The 21,556-nt window shown below is 34.3% G+C and carries 11 protein-coding genes; 7 read left to right on the top strand and 4 right to left on the bottom strand.

The window, feature by feature from the left end; genetic code table 11:
- Positions 1-16: 16 nt before the first annotated feature.
- From WFZ85_RS10005 to nhaA, 4 genes are all read left to right on the top strand, one after another.
- Positions 17-7,549 (top strand): gliding motility-associated C-terminal domain-containing protein, encoded by a 7,533-nt coding sequence (locus WFZ85_RS10005; protein WP_342696157.1) that lies wholly within the window; start codon positions 17-19, stop codon positions 7,547-7,549.
- 53 nt (positions 7,550-7,602) lie between these two features.
- Entirely contained in the window at positions 7,603-8,514 is a 912-nt protein-coding gene (locus WFZ85_RS10000) for a PorP/SprF family type IX secretion system membrane protein (RefSeq protein ID WP_342696156.1), read from the top strand.
- A gap of 13 nt (positions 8,515-8,527) precedes the next feature.
- Positions 8,528-10,471: an OmpA family protein gene (locus WFZ85_RS09995; RefSeq protein WP_342696155.1), complete on the top strand. Its 1,944-nt coding sequence runs from the start codon at positions 8,528-8,530 to the stop codon at positions 10,469-10,471.
- Between the two features lie 63 nt (positions 10,472-10,534).
- Entirely contained in the window at positions 10,535-11,674 is a 1,140-nt protein-coding gene (nhaA, locus tag WFZ85_RS09990) for a Na+/H+ antiporter NhaA (RefSeq protein ID WP_342696154.1), read from the top strand.
- Position 11,675: 1 nt separating this feature from the next.
- Here the strand turns inward: nhaA and corA are convergent, their stop codons facing one another.
- Entirely contained in the window at positions 11,676-12,746 is a 1,071-nt protein-coding gene (gene corA / locus WFZ85_RS09985) for a magnesium/cobalt transporter CorA (protein ID WP_342696153.1), read from the bottom strand.
- A 68-nt stretch (positions 12,747-12,814) separates the two neighbouring features.
- On the opposite strand from corA, the gene hutI reads away from it, so the two are divergent.
- A complete protein-coding gene (gene hutI, locus WFZ85_RS09980; protein ID WP_342696152.1) occupies positions 12,815-14,053 on the top strand; it encodes an imidazolonepropionase in 1,239 nt (412 codons plus the stop codon).
- A 54-nt stretch (positions 14,054-14,107) separates the two neighbouring features.
- Here the strand turns inward: hutI and WFZ85_RS09975 are convergent, their stop codons facing one another.
- Positions 14,108-14,992 carry a GAS domain-containing protein gene (locus WFZ85_RS09975; RefSeq protein WP_342696151.1) on the bottom strand — a complete coding sequence of 295 codons (885 nt, stop codon included), beginning with the start codon at positions 14,990-14,992 and terminating at the stop codon, positions 14,108-14,110.
- Positions 14,993-15,088: 96 nt separating this feature from the next.
- Between WFZ85_RS09975 and WFZ85_RS09970 the strand changes: the two genes are divergently transcribed.
- Both WFZ85_RS09970 and WFZ85_RS09965 read left to right on the top strand, forming a co-directional pair.
- Positions 15,089-16,126: a formimidoylglutamase gene (locus tag WFZ85_RS09970; protein ID WP_342696150.1), complete on the top strand. Its 1,038-nt coding sequence runs from the start codon at positions 15,089-15,091 to the stop codon at positions 16,124-16,126.
- 146 nt (positions 16,127-16,272) lie between these two features.
- The gene (locus WFZ85_RS09965) at positions 16,273-17,523 is read left to right on the top strand and encodes a DEAD/DEAH box helicase (protein WP_342696149.1); all 1,251 of its coding nucleotides are present in this window, start codon (positions 16,273-16,275) and stop codon (positions 17,521-17,523) included.
- On the opposite strand, the gene WFZ85_RS09960 is transcribed toward WFZ85_RS09965, so the two are convergent.
- Both WFZ85_RS09960 and ettA read right to left on the bottom strand, forming a co-directional pair.
- Positions 17,520-19,727, bottom strand: a complete 2,208-nt coding sequence (locus WFZ85_RS09960; protein ID WP_342696148.1) for a response regulator — start codon at positions 19,725-19,727, stop codon at positions 17,520-17,522. The two genes, WFZ85_RS09965 and WFZ85_RS09960, sit on opposite strands and share 4 nt — an antisense overlap.
- 76 nt (positions 19,728-19,803) lie before the next feature.
- Positions 19,804-21,498 (bottom strand): energy-dependent translational throttle protein EttA, encoded by a 1,695-nt coding sequence (gene ettA / locus WFZ85_RS09955; protein ID WP_342696147.1) that lies wholly within the window; start codon positions 21,496-21,498, stop codon positions 19,804-19,806.
- Positions 21,499-21,556: the final 58 nt, after the last annotated feature.

The raw sequence follows: 21,556 nt of genomic DNA, 5'->3' as shown, positions 1-21,556 counted from the left end.
GACAAAAAAAGAATATATGAAAAATCTATACTTTAATTCAGTCGTAAAAAAGCTTAAAAGCATTGCTGTTTTATTGTTAATTCTATTAGGAATTTCCAATACTGTAGATGCACAAATAAGAAAAGCTTTTACTCAAAGAACCTCACAATATACTCCTAACAAAAAGATTTATAATCTCAAAGGTGACTTTACCATGCTGGGAAATACTTGTTTGACACCTCAAAACTATAGTCCAACGACCAACAACAATGGTCAGTTTATGATTTATGTTGATACAGATGGTGATTCAAATACATTTAACTCCTCTTCTTCAACTTTAGTTTTTTCTACTGAAAATGGAGCTATTCCAGCATGTTCTAATATTGTTTATGCTGGTTTGTATTGGACAGGTAGATCTTCCCCTAATGCAACTTTTGATGTAACCAAAGGAGTTGCGTCTCCTCAACCCGTAAATAATGATTTAAATATTGTTCACAATCAAAATATTGCAAGCACAAGCCCTATTTATTCAACAAATTATACTTTATCTGTAACAACTGGTGGTACTAGTAATAATTTTTATCCAATATATACTTTTTCAGGTAATGGACAAACCTATGCATTTAGATTTTACAACAGTTCAGAAATAAATAGAGTAACTCTATCCATTAATGGGGGAACTGAAACTAATATTCCAGTTAGTGTAGATGCTGGAAATACTCAAGCGAACCTTACTACACCATATGCTATAACCGATGGAACAGTAACAATAACCATAAATAATTTAATTCGTAATGGAGGTACTAATGAAACTGCCATAAATACACAAAACAATTCAAATGCTAATGTTAATGTTTCAGGTTTAGCATCAGTTACAACTAATGTTACCAAAACATTTAATAAAAGAATTGTCTCATTAAAAGGACCAGGCGCCTCATCGTACACACAAATTATTGCAGCTGCTAATGACATTTATTATCCTTCTGGGACTGATGATAATATTTTTTCCGCTTATGCTGAAATCACCGACTATGTCAAATCTGCTGTTACTGGTGGTCTTGGACAATATACAGTTGCTGACATGGCGCTACTTGAAGGTAACATAGGTGGAACCGGATTTTCAGGTGGTTGGGGAATGATAGTTATTTATGAAAACACAAAAATGAATTGGAGAGATGTAACTATATTCGACGGATATGCCTATGTAGCTTCTACAAATACAAGTGGTTATGATTTACCTGTTTCAGGATTCAATGCTGTTCAAACTGGCAACGTGGGAATGAAGTTAGGATTAATAGCAAGTGAAGGTGACATCGGTTTTTCTGGCGACTATATCAGAATTAGAAACCTTAACACTAATAATTATACTAATTTAAGCCATTCTGGAAATTCAACTTCGAACTTCTTTAATTCCTCAATTAATACTGGTGGTACAAGAAATCCGAATTTAGTAAACAACACAGGTATTGATGTAGCTATGTTTAACATTCCTAATTCAGGAAACACTATAATAGGAAATAATCAAACTTCTACAAATTTCAGATATGGTACAACTTCTGACACCTTTTCTATCTCTACAATTGCTATGTCAATTGATGCCTTCATACCTGAATCCGAAGGAATAGTATCTCTTGTGTCATTAAATAACAATCCACCTGTTGTTCCTTACACTCTTGAACCTGGACAAGAAGGTGAGTTTAGTGTTGAAATTAAAAATCTAGGCTTTGAAGCAATTAATAACTTCAAAGTTACTTTTCCTATACCTTTCAACGCAACATATGTAGCTGGTAGTGCAGTTGGAAACATATTTAGCCCTCAAACAAACCCAACTCCAAATAATATTGCATTCTTGCCTAATCTCGGAGCAACTGGTTCATTAGTTTGGGATTTTGGAACTTTAGTTTTACCAACAAATCCAAATGCCATATTGGCAAAACTAAGATTTAAACTTAAGGCTACTACTGATTGTACCGTATTAAACAATACAACTTGTAACAATTCAATATTAGTTGAAGGTGGCATGAGTGGTATTGGAGCAACAACAGGACTTGCATTTACAGGTAAAAAGTTTATTAGCGGATATGAATCGAACGGACAATGCAATGATAATCCATTAACTGACCCGTTTTCAGTTAAAATAGAAGCTTCAAATTATCTACAACTAAATTGTCAAAATACTTCATCAACTAGAAGTTTTTCGTATTGTAGCGAAAACACTAGTGTTGGAACATCTGAAATTGCATCATTCTTCCCAGCTGGATCAAGATTCTACAATCAGTTTCCAGTTACCGTAAATTCAATTGAATTTACAGATGCTAACCCTATTCCTCTTGTGGCTGGTTCAATAGTAACATACTATGCTGTTCCACCAAACAATTTAGCACAATGTAATTATCCTTTCACAATTTCTAAATGCCCCCCAATAATTGCACAAAATGATACCCTAAATGGTGGAAATGGAACTACAGGAAACTCTAATATTGGAAATGTTTTAAGTAATAATGGCAATGGCCCTGATACAGTAAATGGAATTCCAGCAACTATTTCTCAAGTTACTATTACAGTCACAACTCCAGCAACTCCTATTGGTTTAGCTTCTAATCCTGTTCCATTCATTAATACAATAAATGGAGAAGTTAGTATTCCTATTGGAACTCCTATTGGAACCTATACAATCATTTATAATTTATGTGACATAAATAATAATGTCAATTGTGATCCTGCAATTGTAACTATTAATGTAACATGTGGAATAATACCTCCTCCACCAACAATAGCTTGTTACGAAACAGCAACTTTCAATACAACAACTTGTCAGTACGATATAGTTGGAACAATGCCAACAGTACCGACAGAGATGGCTTGCTACGAAATAGCAACTTTCAATCCAACAACCTGTAAATACGATATAACTGGAACAATGCCGCCGGCACCAACAGAATTAGCATGTTATGAAACAGCTACTTTCAATACAACAACATGTGTTTGGGATGTAACAGGTACACAACCGGTACAACCACCAGCTGTAAACTGTTGGGATAACTACCAGTTCAATACTACTTCATGTAGCTGGGTAAACCAAGGTACACAACCTGTACAACCACCAGTTGTAAACTGCTGGGATAATTTCCAATTCAACACAACGAGCTGTTCATGGGTAAATCAAGGTACACAACCTATACAACCACCAGTTGTAAACTGTTGGGATAATTTCCAATTCAACACAACGAGCTGTTCATGGGTAAATCAAGGTACACAACCGGTACAACCACCAGTTTTAAATTGTTGGGATGATTACCAATTCAATACTACTTCATGTAGTTGGGTAAACCAAGGTACACAACCGGTACAACCACCAGCTGTAAACTGTTGGGATAACTTCCAATTCAATACTACTTCATGTAGTTGGGTAAACCAAGGTACACAACCTGTACAACCACCAACTGTAAATTGTTGGGATAATTTCCAATTCAATACTACTTCATGTAGTTGGGTAAATCAAGGAACACAAGCGCCACAGCCACCAGTTGTAAACTGTTGGGATAACTTCCAATTCAATACAACAAGCTGTTCATGGGTAAATCAAGGTTCACAACCGGTACAACCACCAGTTGTAAATTGCTGGGATAACTTCCAATTCAATACTACTTCATGTAGTTGGGTAAACCAAGGTTCACAAGCGCCACAACCACCAGTTGTAAACTGTTGGGATAACTTCCAGTTCAATACTACTTCATGTAGCTGGGTAAACCAAGGTACACAACCGGTACAACCACCAGTTGTAAACTGCTGGGATAATTTCCAATTCAACACAACGAGCTGTTCATGGGTAAACCAAGGTACACAACCTGTACAACCACCAGTTGTAAATTGCTGGGATAACTTCCAATTCAATACTACTTCATGTAGTTGGGTAAACCAAGGTACACAACCTGTACAACCAACAGCTGTAAACTGTTGGGATAATTTCCAATTCAACACAACAAGCTGTTCATGGGTAAACCAAGGTACACAACCGGTACAACCACCAGTTGTAAATTGCTGGGATAATTTCCAATTCAACACAACGAGCTGTTCATGGGTAAATCAAGGAACACAAGCGCCACAGCCACCAGTTGTAAACTGCTGGGATAACTTCCAATTCAACACAACGAGCTGTTCATGGGTAAACCAAGGTACACAACCGGTACAACCACCAGCTGTAAACTGTTGGGATAACTTCCAATTCAACACAACGAGCTGTTCATGGGTAAATCAAGGTACACAAGCGCCACAACCACCAGCTGTAAACTGTTGGGATAACTTCCAATTCGATACTACTTCATGTAGCTGGGTAAATCAAGGTACACAACCTGTACAACCGCCAGCTGTAAACTGTTGGGATAACTACCAGTTCAATACTACTTCATGTAGCTGGGTAAACCAAGGTACACAACCGGTACAACCACCAGTTGTAAACTGCTGGGATAATTTCCAATTCAACACAACGAGCTGTTCATGGGTAAACCAAGGTACACAACCTGTACAACCACCAGTTGTAAATTGCTGGGATAACTTCCAATTCAACACAACGAGCTGTTCATGGGTAAACCAAGGTTCACAACCGGTACAACCACCAGCTGTAAACTGTTGGGATAACTTCCAATTCGATACTACTTCATGTAGCTGGGTAAATCAAGGTACACAACCTGTACAACCGCCAGCTGTAAACTGTTGGGATAACTACCAGTTCAATACTACTTCATGTAGCTGGGTAAACCAAGGTACACAACCGGTACAACCACCAGTTTTAAATTGTTGGGATGATTACCAATTCAATACTACTTCATGTAGTTGGGTAAACCAAGGTACACAACCTGTACAACCACCAGTTTTAAATTGTTGGGATGATTACCAATTCAATACTACTTCATGTAGTTGGGTAAACCAAGGTACACAACCTGTACAACCAACAGCTGTAAACTGTTGGGATAATTTCCAATTCAATACTACTTCATGTAGCTGGGTAAACCAAGGTACACAACCTGTACAACCACCAGCTGTAAACTGTTGGGATAATTTCCAATTCAACACAACGAGCTGTTCATGGGTAAACCAAGGTACACAACCTGTACAACCACCAGTTGTAAATTGCTGGGATAACTTCCAATTCAACACAACGAGCTGTTCATGGGTAAACCAAGGTTTACAACCTGTCCAACCACCAGTTGTAAATTGTTGGGATAACTTCCAATTCAATACTACTTCATGTAGCTGGGTAAACCTAGGTACACAACCAGTACAACCAGCTTTAATACTTGAAAGAAGTTGCACATTTCAAGATTTAGTAATTAATTTAGATTCTTTATTACCACCAGGAACAACTGGCGGTGTATGGATCAATGTTGACAATGTAGGCGGTTTCACTAATGGCAATTCTTTCAATGCTAATGGCATTTCTTTAGGGGTTTATAGGTTCAGTTATTTTATAAACAATCATCTCCCGTGTCCACTTACATACAATCTTGATATGACAGTTGATGATACTTGTGGAATTGGCCCTTGTGGTATAATACCAACACCACCAACTGTAGCTTGTTACCAAACAGCAACTTTCAATACAACAACTTGTGTATGGGATGTAACAGGTACACAACCAGTACAACCACCAGCTGTAAACTGTTGGGATAATTTCCAATTCAATACTACTTCATGTAGTTGGGTAAATCAAGCAACACAAGCGCCACAGCCACCAGTTGTAAACTGTTGGGATAATTTCCAATTCAACACAACGAGCTGTTCATGGGTAAATCAAGGTACACAAGCGCCACAACCACCAGCTGTAAACTGTTGGGATAACTTCCAATTCGATACTACTTCATGTAGCTGGGTAAATCAAGGTACACAACCTGTACAACCGCCAGCTGTAAACTGTTGGGATAACTACCAGTTCAATACTACTTCATGTAGCTGGGTAAACCAAGGTACACAACCTGTACAACCACCAGCTGTAAACTGTTGGGATAATTTCCAATTCGATACTACTTCATGTAGTTGGGTAAATCAAGGAACACAAGCGCCACAGCCACCAGTTGTAAACTGTTGGGATAATTTCCAATTCAACACAACGAGCTGTTCATGGGTAAATCAAGGTACACAAGCGCCACAACCACCAGTTGTAAACTGTTGGGATAACTTCCAGTTCAACACAACAAGCTGTTCATGGGTAAATCAAGGTACACAACCTGTACAGCCACCAGTTGTAAATTGCTGGGATAACTTCCAATTCAATACTACTTCATGTAGTTGGGTAAACCAAAGTTCACAAGCACCACAGCCACCAGTTGTAAATTGCTGGGATAACTTCCAATTCAACACAACGAGCTGTTCATGGGTAAACCAAGGTTCACAAGCGCCACAACCACCAGTTGTAAATTGCTGGGATAACTTCCAATTCAATACTACTTCATGTAGTTGGGTAAACCAAAGTTCACAAGCACCACAGCCACCAGTTGTAAATTGCTGGGATAACTTCCAATTCAACACAACGAGCTGTTCATGGGTAAACCAAGGTTCACAAGCGCCACAACCACCAGTTGTAAATTGCTGGGATAACTTCCAATTCAATACTACTTCATGTAGTTGGGTAAACCAAGGTACACAACCAGTACAACCACCAACTGTAAACTGTTGGGATAATTACCAATTTAATACTACTTCATGTAGTTGGGTAAACCAAGGTACACAACCTGTACAACCAGCTTTAATACTTTCAAGAAGTTGCACATATCAAGATTTAGTAATTAATTTAGATTCTTTATTACCAACAGGAACAACTGGCGGTGTATGGATTAATGTAGATAATGTAGGCGGTTTCACTAATGGCAATTCATTCAATGCTAATGGCATTTCTTTAGGGGTTTATAGGTTCAGTTATTTTATAAACAATCATCTCCCGTGTCCTCTTACATACAATCTTGATATGACAGTTGATGATACTTGTGTTAATCCTTGTGACCCAATTGTTATACAAAGTGAAAGTTGTAATAAAGCTCAATTTGATACAATTGATTTAAATTCATTATTACCAGCTGGAACTTCAACCAATGGAACGTGGACAAATGATGATAATGTTGGTGGATTAACAGGTACTGAGTTTAATGCGTGGCAAATCCCTGTTGGATTATATACATTCACTTATACAGTTGTTAACGGACCATGCCCTAGAATTTTTGAAATTAAAATGACGGTAAATACTGATTGTATAGTTGTTCCATGTGATAATATAATCATTCACAATGCTTTCACACCGAATGGAGATGGGACAAATGAGTACTTTTATATTGAAAATATTAATCAAGAATGTCGTCCAACTAATAAAGTAGAAATTTTCAATCGCTGGGGAGTTTTGGTTTATGAAACTAAAAATTATGATAATAGTACCCGAAAATTTGAGGGTATATCAGATGGAAGAGTTACGGTTGATAAAAATGCTGAGTTACCTTCTGGAACATATTTTTACATCATTCAATGGACTACTTCTGATGGAAATACCATCAATAAAAACGGATATTTATACCTAACTAGATAAACCTACCTACTAACTCCTGAGGGTGTAAAAGCCTTCAGGATAAAAAAGAAGATATGAAAACAAAGATTTTAATTTTCGCTTTAATGTTGACATGTTTCACTGGTTTTGCTCAGCAAGATGCTCAGTTTACCCAATACATGTATAACACCATCAATATTAATCCTGCTTACGCTGGATCCAGAGGGGTAATGAGTGTTTTTGGTTTACATCGTACCCAATGGGTAGGATTAGATGGTGCACCAACATCGAATGCTTTTTCTATCAACACTCCTATCAACAATAGTAATATAGGTGTAGGTTTGTCAGTTGTGAGTGATAAAATAGGGCCAACTAAAGACAATACGCTTTCAGCAGATGTGTCCTATACAATTCAAACATCTGAAACATACAAGTTGTCTTTTGGTCTAAAAGCTTCGGCAAATATGTTCAATTTAGATACATCCTTGTTAAATCCAGCAGATGCCAATGACCCAAATCTTCAAAATTTTAATAATGAAATTTCTCCCAATTTCGGAGCTGGTATTTATCTACACTCTGATAAGTTATATCTTGGGCTTTCTGTTCCAAATTTTTTGCAAGACTCTAAATTTAATGATAATGCGGTTGCTGTCTTTCAAGAACGTATGAACTTCTACTTTATTGGAGGTTATGTATTTGATCTTTCACAGTCTGTAAAATTTAAACCAGCGTTTTTAACCAAAGCTGTTACAGGTTCACCTCTACAAGTTGATGTATCAGCGAATTTTTTATTGTTTGATAAATTAACTCTTGGTACAGCTTATCGTTGGAGTGCAGCATTTAGTGCAATGGCAGGTTTTCAGATATCTGACGGACTATTTATAGGATACAGTTATGACATGGAAACTACAGAATTAAAAAATTATAACTCAGGTTCACACGAGGTATTCTTACGTTTTGAGTTGTTTAACAGAGTAAGCAAAATGGTTTCACCTAGATTCTTCTAATAATAAATTGATTATGAAAAATAAAATTATATATTTAGTATTCGTTGCTTTAACTTGTTGGAATAGTTTTTCCCAAGGAAATAGAAAAGAAGCAAAAGGTGATAAAGAATTTGGCAAGTATGCTTATATAGATGCTATTAAAACCTATGAACGAATTTATGAAAAAGGGTATAAATCTCCTGATATGTTACTTAAAATTGGGAACGCCTACTACTATAATGCTGAATTAGAAAAAGCAAATAAATGGTACAGTGAATTATACGCCACAAATCCTGAACAAGAAGCTGAATTTTATTATCGCTATTCGCAATCGCTAAGAGCCACAAAAGAGTATCAAAAAGCAGATGCTATGATGGCCAAATTCAATGAAAAAAGTGGCAATGATTCTAGAGCAAAAATATTTTCTGGTAAGAAAGATTACCTAACTATCATTAAAAATAATTCTGGTCGTTATAAAATTGAAAATGCCGGTGTAAATAGCAAATATTCTGACTATGGACCAACTTACATGGGAACTAAAGTAGTGTTTAGCTCCGCCCGCGATACAGGAAACTTTTCAAAAAGAATTCATACTTGGACAGGACAATATTTTACTAATTTATACTCTTCTAATTTAGGTGAAGATGGATCATTAGCTGAAGTAGAAAAATATGGTAAAAAAATAAATACTAAGTTTCATGAGTCAACCCCAGTGTTTAGTAAAGATGGAAAAACTGTATATTTTACTAGAAACAATTTTCTTGATGGTCGCGGATATGACGCAGGCAAAGTTACTTTACTAAAAATTTACAAAGCCACTCTCGACAATGAAGGTAAATGGACAAATATTACACCACTACCTTTTAATAGTGATAGTTATCAAGTGGCACATCCTGCATTATCGCCTGATGGCAAAACATTATATTTTGCTTCAGACATGCCAGGAACGCACGGCCAGTCGGATCTTTTTAAAGTAAAAATAAATGAAGATGGAAGCTTTGGAAATGTAGAAAACCTAGGTAATACAATTAACACTGAAGGAAGAGAAACCTTCCCTTTTGTGAGTGATGAAAATGAATTGTATTTTGCCTCTGATGGTCAACCTGGTCTTGGTGGTTTGGATATTTTTATAGTAAAAATACCCCAAGATGGCGGAGCTTTCAAAGAACCATTAAATGTGGGTGAAGAAGCAAATAGTCCTAAGGATGATTTTGCTTTGATTATAGACACTAAAACTAAAAGAGGTTTCTTAAGTTCTAACAGAGATGGTGGTGAAGGAAATGATGACATCTATAAATTCTTGGAAAAAACACCTATCTTTTGTGATCAAATTCTTTTTGGTGTAATTACGGATGAAGATACTAAAGCCGTATTGCCCAACACAAAAGTAGTTTTGTTTGATGAAAAGTTTAATAAAATCAAAGAAACTGTTTCTGATGCTAATGGTAATTATCAATTTACTGAGCTAGAGTGTGGCTCAAAATATTATGTAAATACTTCTCTTGATAAATATGAAACTAAAGAATCTCCTGTTTTTATTGGTAAAAAATCGGGTAAAACTGAACTTAACATCGAGCATAAAACAACGGTTTGTAAAGTGAAAATTGGAGATGATTTAGCCAATTGTTTCAAAATCAATATTATTTATTTTGATTTAGACAAATGGAATATTAGACCTGATGCAGCTGTAGATTTAGCTAAATTACAAGATGTATTAAACCAAAATCCAACAATGAAAATCAATATTCGCTCTCACACCGATAGTCGAGCTACTGATAGTTACAATAAAGAACTTTCTGAAAAAAGAGCAAAATCAACAAAAGACTGGTTGATAAAACAAGGAATTGCTGCTGACCGGTTAGCATCAGAAGGTCTTGGAGAAACTGAACTAGTTAACAAATGTTCAAATGATGTACCATGTACAGAAGCCGAACACCAACTTAATAGAAGAAGTGAATTTATCATTACAAGTTTATAAATTAGTAGTATATTATAAGATAAAAAAGCATCCTACACAGGATGCTTTTTTTATATTTGTAAAATGATTACAAAACTTTTCAAAGATTTCATCGAAAACGAAAAAGCTGCTGGTTTTCTCCTCATAATTTGTACTATAATCTCGTTATCATTATCGAACTCAGCAATTAGCGAAAGCTACCTGCATTTATGGCACACGCAAATTGGTAGTCAACCTTTGGAATATTGGATTAATGACGGGTTGATGACGATTTTCTTTTTAATGATCGGTCTCGAACTTGAACGTGAAGTTTACATTGGAGAATTATCCAATATAAAAAATGCATTGTTACCAATATCTGCTGCAGTTGGCGGAATGATTGTTCCAGCAGGATTATATTTGTTATTAAATCATGGAACAATTACTCAATCTGGAGCAGGAATACCAATGGCAACCGATATAGCATTCGCACTTGGAATTTTATCTTTACTTGGAAATAAAGTTCCAGTTTCACTCAAAATTTTTCTGACGGCATTAGCAGTCATAGATGATTTAGGCGCTATTTTGATAATTGCTTTTTTTTACACTAAAACTATTGTTTGGAATAATTTATTGATTTCACTCGCTATTTTTGTTTTTCTTTTAGTTTTAAACAGGTTACGAGTTCGTAACCTCATTCCTTATTTAATTAGTGGGATTGTAATGTGGTATTTTATGTTGAATTCCGGTGTACATGCTACCATAACGGGAGTTTTACTTGCATTTGCTATTCCATTTGGTTCAGGAGATAGAAAATCTACTTCCTATATATTACAACATTTTTTACACAAACCCGTTGCCTACCTTATCCTACCTTTATTTGCATTGGCTAATACTGCGATTGTAATCAATTCAGATTGGCATTTTATGCTTGGTCAGAGCTACACTTTGGGAATTGCACTAGGGTTAATAGTCGGAAAACCGGTTGGAATTTGGCTTTTTAGTTTTCTTTCAGTGAAACTAAAAATAAGTAAACATCCAAAAGATTTGAATTGGAAAAGTGTTTTGGGAGTAAGCTTTTTGGGAGGAATAGGCTTTACCATGTCAATATTTATAACGCTACTTGCGTTTACTGATAAAGAGCATATTGATAATTCTAAAATAATGATTTTACTTTCTTCGCTAATTGCTGCAGCCATTGGACTACTTTACCTAAAATCAATTTTAAAAAAACGAAGAATATAGTTTAAAACCATTTCTTTTTCTTAAAATAGAGTATCATACCTATGAGTAAGAAAAACATAAAACTCATTATCATGAAATAACCGTATCGCCAACGAAGCTCTGGCATAACATCAAAGTTCATCCCATAAATTCCAACGATAAAAGTCAATGGCATGAAGAAAACAGAAACCACCGTTAGTGTTTTTATCACCTCATTCATTTTATGATTTTGTGAAGAAAAATAAAAATTAGATGCACTATCAAGCGTTGTCATATCATATTCAACTTGCTCTAACAACTCTAAACTTTTTTGATGCAAGCGAGCAAAAAAACTGTAATTATCATGTTCAACAGCGTTAAAAACATTATCATCTTTCATGCTTTTTATAGAATACAATGAGTCTCTCAAAGGAATTATTGAACGCTTCAAAAAATTAAAGTTGTCGCGATGTTTTTCAATTTGTATCAAAATTTCTGGATTTGTATTTGATTTTGATAAATTAATCAAGTCCTCTACTCTATCTTCTTCACTTTCGATAGTTATATAAAAATTTTCCATCACCGCATCAAGCAGTAAATACAATAAATAATCCGCTTTCTTATCTCTTACAATACCCGAATGAGTTCTAATTCGTTCCCTAATATGGGCAAAAAAATCACTTCGCTTTTCTTGAAAAGAAACTAATATTCCATTTTTCAACAAGAAACTTATTTGCTCCATGTTGATATTATCAGAGTTTTCAATGGGTAACAATGATTTTATATTAAAAAACAAAACATCATGATATTCTTCAAGTTTTGTTCGCTTTGTGGTATTTAAAATATCACTAAGCATAAAATTATCGACGGTAAGAAAATCTCCAATTGATTTAATAGTTTCAATATCATTTATCCCATGAACATTCAACCAATTTACTTTTGAACTGTCAAAACACTTTTGTAATTGCTCAGTTCTAAATTCATTATACTCAGTCAAATCATTAGTATCATAAACAAATAATTGCAATTCTGTTTTAATCTGTTTATGAACACCCGTATATTCTAAAAGCGTTGGCTGCACTTTTCTTCCCTTCTTGTACTTTATTTTTCTCACGAATTCTAAATTTGTTTAAATTTAAGCATATTTATTTTTTTCAAACTATTTTTACCAAAAATCATTCTATGCAAACATTAATCATCAATATTGAAGAACTTTTACAAGTAAGAACTTGTTCAGTTGAAAAAGTTTCAGGAAGCGAAATGGCTCATTTGCCCACTTTAAAAAACGCTTTCCTTTTAATAGAAAATGATTTAATTGCTTCTTACGGTGTGATGCAAGATTGTCCCAAAATTAATGCTGATAAAACTATTGATGCTGATGGTAAAATTGTTTTACCTTCATGGTGCGACAGCCACACCCATATTGTTTATGTTGGTAATCGTGAGCAAGAATTTGTAGACAGAATTAATGGACTAACTTATGAAGAAATTGCCAATCGTGGTGGTGGAATATTAAACTCTGCAAAACAATTAAATGATGCTTCAGAAGAAGAAATTTATAATCAATCTGAAAAAAGATTACAAGAAATTATCAAACAAGGAACTGGAGCTGTTGAAATAAAATCAGGATATGGTTTAACGGTTGAAGGTGAACTAAAAATGCTTCGTGTCATCAAAAAACTAGCTAAAAATTATCCTATAACTATTAAAGCTACCTTTCTCGGAGCACATGCTTTCCCTAAACAGTTCAAAGAAAATCACAATGGTTACATTGATTTAATCATCAACGAAATGTTACCCAAAATAGCAGCTGAAAACCTCGCACATTACATCGATGCATTCTGTGAAACTGGCTACTTTTCTGTGGAAGAAACAGAACGGATTATGGAAGCTGGAATAAGATATGGATTACGTTCCAAAATTCATGTCAATCAATTTACAGCCATTAATGGAATTGCTGCTTGTGTAAAACATAACGCACTAACTGTTGATCATCTCGAAATTGTAACCGATGAAGATATAATGGCTTTGAAGAAAAGTGAAACTATGCCTGTAGCTTTGCCGAGTTGTTCCTATTTTATCAGCATACCTTATACTCCAGCACGAAAAATGATTGATGCCGGATTACCTTTAGCATTAGCATCCGATTTTAATCCGGGAACTTCTCCATCGGGAAATATGAATTTTGTGTTGGCAACCGCTTGCATCAAAATGAAAATGACTCCCGAAGAAGCCATCAATGCAGCAACAATTAATGGTGCCTATGCTATGGGAATTTCTGAAACTCACGGTAGCATCACAGTAGGGAAAAAAGCCAATTTAATTATTACAAAACCGCTTCACTCCTATTATGAATTACCTTATTCTTTTGGCAGCAATTTGATTGAACAAATTATTTTGGACGGAAAGATATTGGCATAAAAAAAGTCCTATCAACTTAACTTGATAGGACTTTTAATTCAGATTTATAAATTATTATCTTAACGAGAAACTACTTTTAGAAACCAATTCGCCTTTATCGAAAACATTTACAAAATAGGTTCCTTTTTGGAAATCTTTTCCTGGTAATTGTTCTGAAACTTCTACTGTTTTATTTTCATACTTAACTGTTGTTGTAAAACTATAAGTTAATGAAGTTTCACCAAATGAAATGGTTGCCTTATCACCTAAAACATTGTTTTTTGAATCAATAACTTGAACATAGTATGTTTTATCACCTGACTTAGCAATCTTGTTTTCAGCAATGGTAAAATTAATTTTCAACATATCTGCTCTACTTGCTTTATCAGTAGCTATTTCTTTACCTGAACTTTTAACTTTATATGCAGCGGTTTTTAAATTGGTAAGTGAAAGTTTAGAACCTTTTTCAACTGTTTTTGCCAATTCCTCGTTTTGCCCTACAAGAACTTGGTTGTATTTTTTTGAGTCATCTAAAACCACTTTGGTGCTATCAAGATTAGCAGTAAGTTGTTGATTTTCTTTCTTCAAAACCTCAACTTCTTGCATCAGATTTTTCATCTTTGCTTCCATCGATTTATATTGATCTTTATACTTTCGCAAAGAAGCGTTATCACCTTTAGCATTTTTAAGTTCAGACATCAATTTAACAACTTTATCTCTTTCTGCTATCAACTCGTCTGACATTGTAGTGTTTTCTGCAATAGCTGCGTCATATGTTGACTTTAGTTCAGCTAAATCTTTCATTACATCTTCTTTTTCTGATTTAACTGTTGAAACCGTCGTTTCTAATGTTTTAGCATCAGAAGTAAGTTTGAAGATATAAATCAAGCTACCAACCAGCAATACCGCCAATAGTATGATTATACTTTTAAGTTTTGAATTGTTGTTTTGATTTTCCATGTGTTGTTATTTTATTAGTTCAAAAGTAATAATAATTAACATAGTAACGGTAAATAACCAATTATATTATATTTTTGACCAAATATTACAACTCAAATGGAACGACTAATTCCTTTTACAATCACCGATTTGGCGAAAGTCACTAACCACAGAAGTGGTGAAGTTAAATTTGGTGAAAAAATGCTCACTTTCCCAAAAGGAGAAAACTATAATACCTTTTTAAAAAATTCAGAAGCCAGATATGCCCTATTAGGAATTCCAGAAGATGTAGGTATTCGCGCTAATTATGGTCGTCCTGGTGCATCAACAGCATGGAAAAGTGCCATTAGCAGTATTGCCAATATTCAACACAATAGATTTTGTAAAGGAAGTCAAATTATTGTGATGGGAACGATTGATGTTTCAGAAGAAATGGAAATGGCCAAAGGATTAGATTTCCATAAAACTGAGGATCGAAAACAATTGGGAGAATTGGTACAAAAAATAGATAAAGAAGTAGTTCACATTGTTAATAGCATCATTAAATGCGGTAAAATTCCAATCATTATTGGTGGTGGACATAACAATGCCTACGGAAATATAAAAGGTACAGCGCTGGGATTGGGAAAACCTATTAATGCAATTAATTTTGATGCGCACTCCGATTTTAGAATTTTAGAAGGAAGACACAGCGGTAACGGCTTTTCTTATGCCTACGAGGAAGGTTTTTTGAAAAAATATTTCATTTTTGGATTACACGAAAACTACACTTCAAAAAATGTTTTGGATAATTTAAAGAAAATAGAAGACCGAGTTTGCTACAATACTTATGATGAGATTAAAGTGAGGCAACAAAAAAATTTTCAACAAGAACTCAACACGGCATTTGAATTTATAAAAAATGACCCGTATGGAATTGAAATAGATCTTGATGCATTGCCTAACATTGCCTCTAGCGCCATGACCATGAGTGGTTTTTCTATCGAAGAATTGCGGCAGTTTGTTTATTTTTTTGGTAAAAATAAAAATGCAGCTTATCTTCATATCTGTGAAGGCGCACCAGAATTGGGTGAAGAAAAAAACAATCACCTCATTGGGAAATTAATTGGTTACTTGGTTACTGATTTTATTAAATCACGAAAGGAACTTTTGTAGGTACTAAGTTAAATGTACGAAATTAGAGGTGATAAACTACCAGTATCTCTTGAATATGTCTAGTTTGCTAGAGACTCTATCCTTTACTTCGTAACTCGTATTTTGTACCTTGTAATTGGCTATATTTGCCACTTAAACAAGATTTCATGTTATTCGAAGATTTATCATTATCCAAAAGTATTCAAAGAGCCGTTTTTGAAGAAGGATATACCAACCCAACGCCGATTCAAGAAAAAGCCATTCCGATAATATTATCTGGTAGAGATTTAGTAGGTTGTGCCCAAACTGGTACGGGAAAAACAGCGGCTTTTGCCATTCCTATTATTCACAACTTACATAGAATGATAGGTTCATCAAAAAAAACCAAAGAAATTCGCTGCTTGGTAGTTACTCCAACACGTGAATTAGCGGTTCAGATAGGTGAAAGTTTTGATACCTATGGAAAATATACCAATATTAGACAACTAACCGTTTTTGGCGGAGTTTCACAAGTACCGCAAGTTGACCAGCTTAAAAAAGGTGTTGATGTGCTAATTGCAACGCCAGGAAGACTCTTAGATTTGCACAAACAAGGTTTTGTGAATTTTGACAGCTTGCATTATTTAGTATTAGATGAATCAGATTTGATGCTTGATATGGGCTTTATTAACGATGTTAGAAAAATCGTGAAACTGGTTCCAACTAATAGACAAACCTTATTGTTTTCGGCAACCATGCCCATGGCTATTCGCGAATTAGCAGATACTTTTTTAAATAAACCTGAATATGTATCGGTTACGCCCGTTTCATCAACGGCAGAAATTATTGAGCAGCAAATTTATTTTGTTGACAAAGAAAATAAACGTGGATTGCTATATCATTTGATTAGAAATGAAAATCTCAACAATGTTTTGGTCTTTGTGCGAACCAAGCATGGCGCTGATAATGTTGTTAAAGCGTTAAAAAAACACGGAGTAAATGCAGAGGCTATTCATGGAGACAAATCGCAAACGGCAAGACAACGTGTTTTAGAGCATTTTAAAAACAAGGAAATCACAGTACTAGTTGCTACAGATATTGCTGCACGAGGCATTGATATTGAAAGTTTACCTTATGTTATCAATTTTGATTTACCCAATATTCCCGAAACTTATGTTCATAGGATAGGTAGAACAGGTCGCGCGGGTAATGGTGGAATTTCAATTTCTTTCTGCGGAAGAGATGAAGAACCTTACTGGAAGGACATTCAAAAGTTGATAAAAGTAAATGTCAAAATAATTAAGGATCACCCTTTTCCATGGAAAGATGGTGAACCCAATCCAGATGCAAAACCTGATTTAAGAAATAAAAAGAAGCCTGAAGGAAGTACTTCTAGAAAATCAGAAGCTTCAAAGAAAAATAAAAAGCGTTGGTATTAATCAACGCTCTTTTTTTTTTTTATGTTATTGTTAATAACCTGAAACAACTTTGACGGCTCAAAGGGTTTCACCATGATGTCGTTCATTCCTACAGCTAGAGCTTCTTCTGTTACTTCCTGTTTGTCAAAGGCCGTTAAAGCAATAATTGGAGTTGTAACACCTTTTTCTCTAATTTTTCGAGTAGTTTCGAAACCATTGATTAATGGCATATTAATATCCATTAAAATGATATCAAAACGCTCTCTATCTATAGCAACCATAGCTGCATAACCATCGTCAACAATTGTGCAAGTCATATTGCTGTTATGGATAATTTTTTTTGTAACCATTTGGTTAATCTTGTTATCTTCAACGACCAAAATATTATAGAAATTGTCATTTATTGAAAGGTCTACTTCTATATTATTGATAATTTCTTTTGATTTTTCCTCGTCATATTCAAAACCAATGGTAAAGAAAAAAGTAGTACCCACGTTTTCTTCACTTTCAAGATGAATTTCACTATCAAAAAGCTCAACGAGTCTTGAAACTATTGATAAACCTAAACCTGTACCTTGATAATCTTCTTCTTTGCGTTCTATTTGAACAAACTTGTCAAAGATTTTTTCTTGGTCAGCTTTGGCAATGCCGATACCTGTATCTTTCACTTTAAATTCAATGAAATAGGTTTTATTTTCAACTCTTTTTAAATCAGCGCTGAGTATCACCTCGCCATTTTTGGTAAATTTAAGAGCATTGCTCACTAAATTCATGATGATTTGAGATAAGCGCAGTTTATCGCCTATCAAAAATTCGGGAATGGCAGTATCTATTTCTACTGATAATTTATCGTTGTTTTTATCAGCAATATATTCTACTGAATTTTTTATTGTAGTAATTTCATCCGTTAAATTGAATATTAAGTTTTCTAAAACAATACGTTTCTCTTCAATTTTATTCATTTGAAGAATGTCATTAACTAACGAAAGTAGATATTTAGCTGAAAATTTTAGCGATTTTAGATGCGGACTCCTAGCTAATTCTTTATGTTCGTCAAGAATTATATCGGTAATTCCAATAACGCCATACAAAGGTGTTCTTAACTCGTGTGTAATGGTTGAAACAAATTGTGACTTTAATTTTGATGCCTCTTCAGCTTTTTCTATGGCAACTTTTAAAGCCTCATTAGATTGCTGTAACTCTAGGTTGGAATGTTCACGAATTTTGATGTTTTTATATAGCGTTAGCAAAAACATTAATAAGATAATTAGTATCACAAGAAAAAGAATAACAATTAACTTGGAGTCTTTTAAACTTCTTTTATGTTCTTCATTAACTTGTTCAATGCGTTCTAGCTGTATTTTATATTCATCTAATTCAATTTGATTGGCTGCATTTTTTATATTTTCCAGTTTATCTTGTGAATAAACTATTTCATGGAGAGAGTCTAACTTTTGTTGATACTTTTTTGCTTTATCAGCTTCGTTATGTAATGTATGATGTCTAACCAAATTTTCGTAGATATTTATCAAATTTGATTGAAAATCATTGGCTTCAGCAATTTTTTTTGCTTTGAAATAATACTGTTCCCCTTCAAGTTTTTTATTATTATTTGATGCATAAATTCCGAGTAATAAATTCAACGACATTTTGGCTTCATCATTGTCTTCCTTTACTATTTTCTCTCGAATATCGTTAATTTCCTTACTTCCTAATTTATAATCATGAATGGCGAAATAGGCACTTGCCAGATTAAGTTTGGTATATTGTATTTGGGCAGAATCTTTAATTTTTTCTGCGTAAAACAAGGATTTTTTGTAGTAATTAATACCTTTCTTGACATCGATATTGTTGAAATAATAAACACTGCCTAGGTTTCCATAAATCCAGTTAAACAAAATATCGTTGTTAACTTTCTTTGCATAGAACACTGCCTTTTCATAGAATTCGATTGCTTTTTCACTATCTGAACATTCATTAAAAATAACTCCAATAGTGTTATAGCATTGAGATATTAGTAAATTATCGTCAATAGCAAATGATTTCATTAAAGCTTGTTTTGAAATCTCTAATGCTTTATCATATTTAAAAGAAGAATAATTAACAACCGCATCGTTTATTAGATTTTCAATTTCATTTTTTTTTGAATCTCTATCTTGGGAAAAAAGTAGCGCCGAACAGAAAAGAAAAATGAAAATTAAATAAGTAGACTTACTTTTAATCATTGGTTGTGTTTAGTATTCAAATATAAAATATATATTAAAAAAATCCTGATTACTCAGGATTTTTATTTTACTACTGTTAATTTCTTATCAACTTTCTATATTTGATGCGTTTTGGTGTAACATCAATACCTAATCTTTTCTTTTTATTTTCTTCATATTCAGAGAAACTGCCTTCAAAAAAATAAACTTCAGAGTTACCTTCAAAAGCTAATATATGAGTACAAACTCTATCTAAAAACCAACGGTCGTGACTTATAATTACAGCACAACCAGCAAAATTTTCTAATCCTTCTTCCAAGGCGCGAAGTGTGTTAATATCCAAATCATTTGTTGGTTCATCGAGTAACAAAACATTTCCTTCTTCTTTTAAAGTCATTGCTAGGTGCAAACGGTTACGCTCTCCACCAGAAAGTGCCGCTACTTTTTTGTTTTGTTCGCTTCCGCCAAAATTAAAACGCGATAAATAAGCTCTAGAATTGACTTGTCTTCCACCCATCATGATTAACTCTTGACCATCGCAAAAGTTTTCCCAAATTGATTTATTTAAATCAATATTGGAATGTGATTGATCAACATAAGCAATTTTCACCGTATCACCAATAGCAAATGTTCCAGAATCTGCGTTTTCTTCTCCCATAATCATTCTAAAAATAGTAGACTTACCAGCACCATTAGGACCAATAATTCCCACAATTCCTGCTTGCGGAAGCGTAAAATTCAAATTATCATATAGCAATTTATCGCCAAAAGCTTTGGCTACATTTTTAGCTTCAATCACATTGGTTCCTAGTCGCGGACCATTTGGGATATAGATTTCTAATTTTTCGTCTAATTCTTTTTGGTCCTCATTTAAAAGTTTATCATAATTCTGTAAACGCGCTTTTTGTTTCGTTTGTCTTCCTTTTGCGCCTTGACGAACCCAGTCTAATTCGCGCTCTAATGTTTTTCTACGTTTGGACGCTGTTTTCTCCTCTTGTTCCATACGTTTTGTTTTTTGGTCTAACCAAGAAGAATAATTTCCTTTCCATGGAATACCTTCACCTCTATCGAGTTCTAAAATCCATCCTGCCACATTATCTAGGAAATATCGATCGTGAGTAACTGCTATTACAGTTCCAGCATATTGAGCTAAATGTTGTTCTAACCACAACACGCTTTCGGCATCCAAATGGTTCGTTGGCTCATCTAAAAGTAACACGTCAGGTTGTTGCAATAACAAACGACATAAAGCCACACGACGTTTTTCTCCACCAGATAAAACACTTATTGGCATATCGCCTTCTGGTGTTCTCAGTGCATCCATAGCTACCTCAAGTTTATTGTCGATTTCCCATGCACCACAAGCATCAATTCGGTCTTGTAATTCCGCTTGACGGTCCATTAGTTTATCCATCTTGTCAGCATCTTCGTAAACTTCGGGCAAACCGAACATATCGTTGATTTTATTGAATTCATCAAGCAAAGCCATTGTTTCAGCAACTCCTTCTTTTACAATTTCAATTACAGTTTTGGTTTCATCTAGTTTTGGTTCTTGCTCTAAATAACCAACCGTATAACCTGGTTGAAAAACCACATCACCTTGGTAGTTTTTATCCACACCAGCAATAATCTTTAAAAGTGAGGATTTACCTGAGCCGTTTAATCCTAAAATCCCAATTTTTGCTCCATAGAAGAAACTTAAATATATGTTTTTTAGTACTTGCTTATCGCTACCTTGATAGGATTTACTCAAGCGTTGCATTGAGAAAATTACTTTTTTATCGTCCGACATATTATTGGGTATTATTTAAAAAATTAAGTCTACAAAGATAGTTTTAAAAAAAAGAATT

This window comes from Flavobacterium aureirubrum, from assembly GCF_038739835.1.
GTDB lineage: Bacteria > Bacteroidota > Bacteroidia > Flavobacteriales > Flavobacteriaceae > Flavobacterium > Flavobacterium aureirubrum.
This window is presented reverse-complemented; position numbering and strand designations above follow the sequence as displayed.

Coding starts and splice junctions, on each gene's coding strand:
- WFZ85_RS10005 (WP_342696157.1), top strand. CDS start 17: ATGAAAAATCTATACTTTAATTCAGTCGTAAAAAAGCTTAAAAGCATT.
- WFZ85_RS10000 (WP_342696156.1), top strand. CDS start 7,603: ATGAAAACAAAGATTTTAATTTTCGCTTTAATGTTGACATGTTTCACT.
- WFZ85_RS09995 (WP_342696155.1), top strand. CDS start 8,528: ATGAAAAATAAAATTATATATTTAGTATTCGTTGCTTTAACTTGTTGG.
- nhaA (WP_342696154.1), top strand. CDS start 10,535: ATGATTACAAAACTTTTCAAAGATTTCATCGAAAACGAAAAAGCTGCT.
- hutI (WP_342696152.1), top strand. CDS start 12,815: ATGCAAACATTAATCATCAATATTGAAGAACTTTTACAAGTAAGAACT.
- WFZ85_RS09975 (WP_342696151.1), bottom strand. CDS start 14,992: ATGGAAAATCAAAACAACAATTCAAAACTTAAAAGTATAATCATACTA.
- WFZ85_RS09970 (WP_342696150.1), top strand. CDS start 15,089: ATGGAACGACTAATTCCTTTTACAATCACCGATTTGGCGAAAGTCACT.
- WFZ85_RS09965 (WP_342696149.1), top strand. CDS start 16,273: ATGTTATTCGAAGATTTATCATTATCCAAAAGTATTCAAAGAGCCGTT.
- WFZ85_RS09960 (WP_342696148.1), bottom strand. CDS start 19,727: ATGATTAAAAGTAAGTCTACTTATTTAATTTTCATTTTTCTTTTCTGT.
- ettA (WP_342696147.1), bottom strand. CDS start 21,498: ATGTCGGACGATAAAAAAGTAATTTTCTCAATGCAACGCTTGAGTAAA.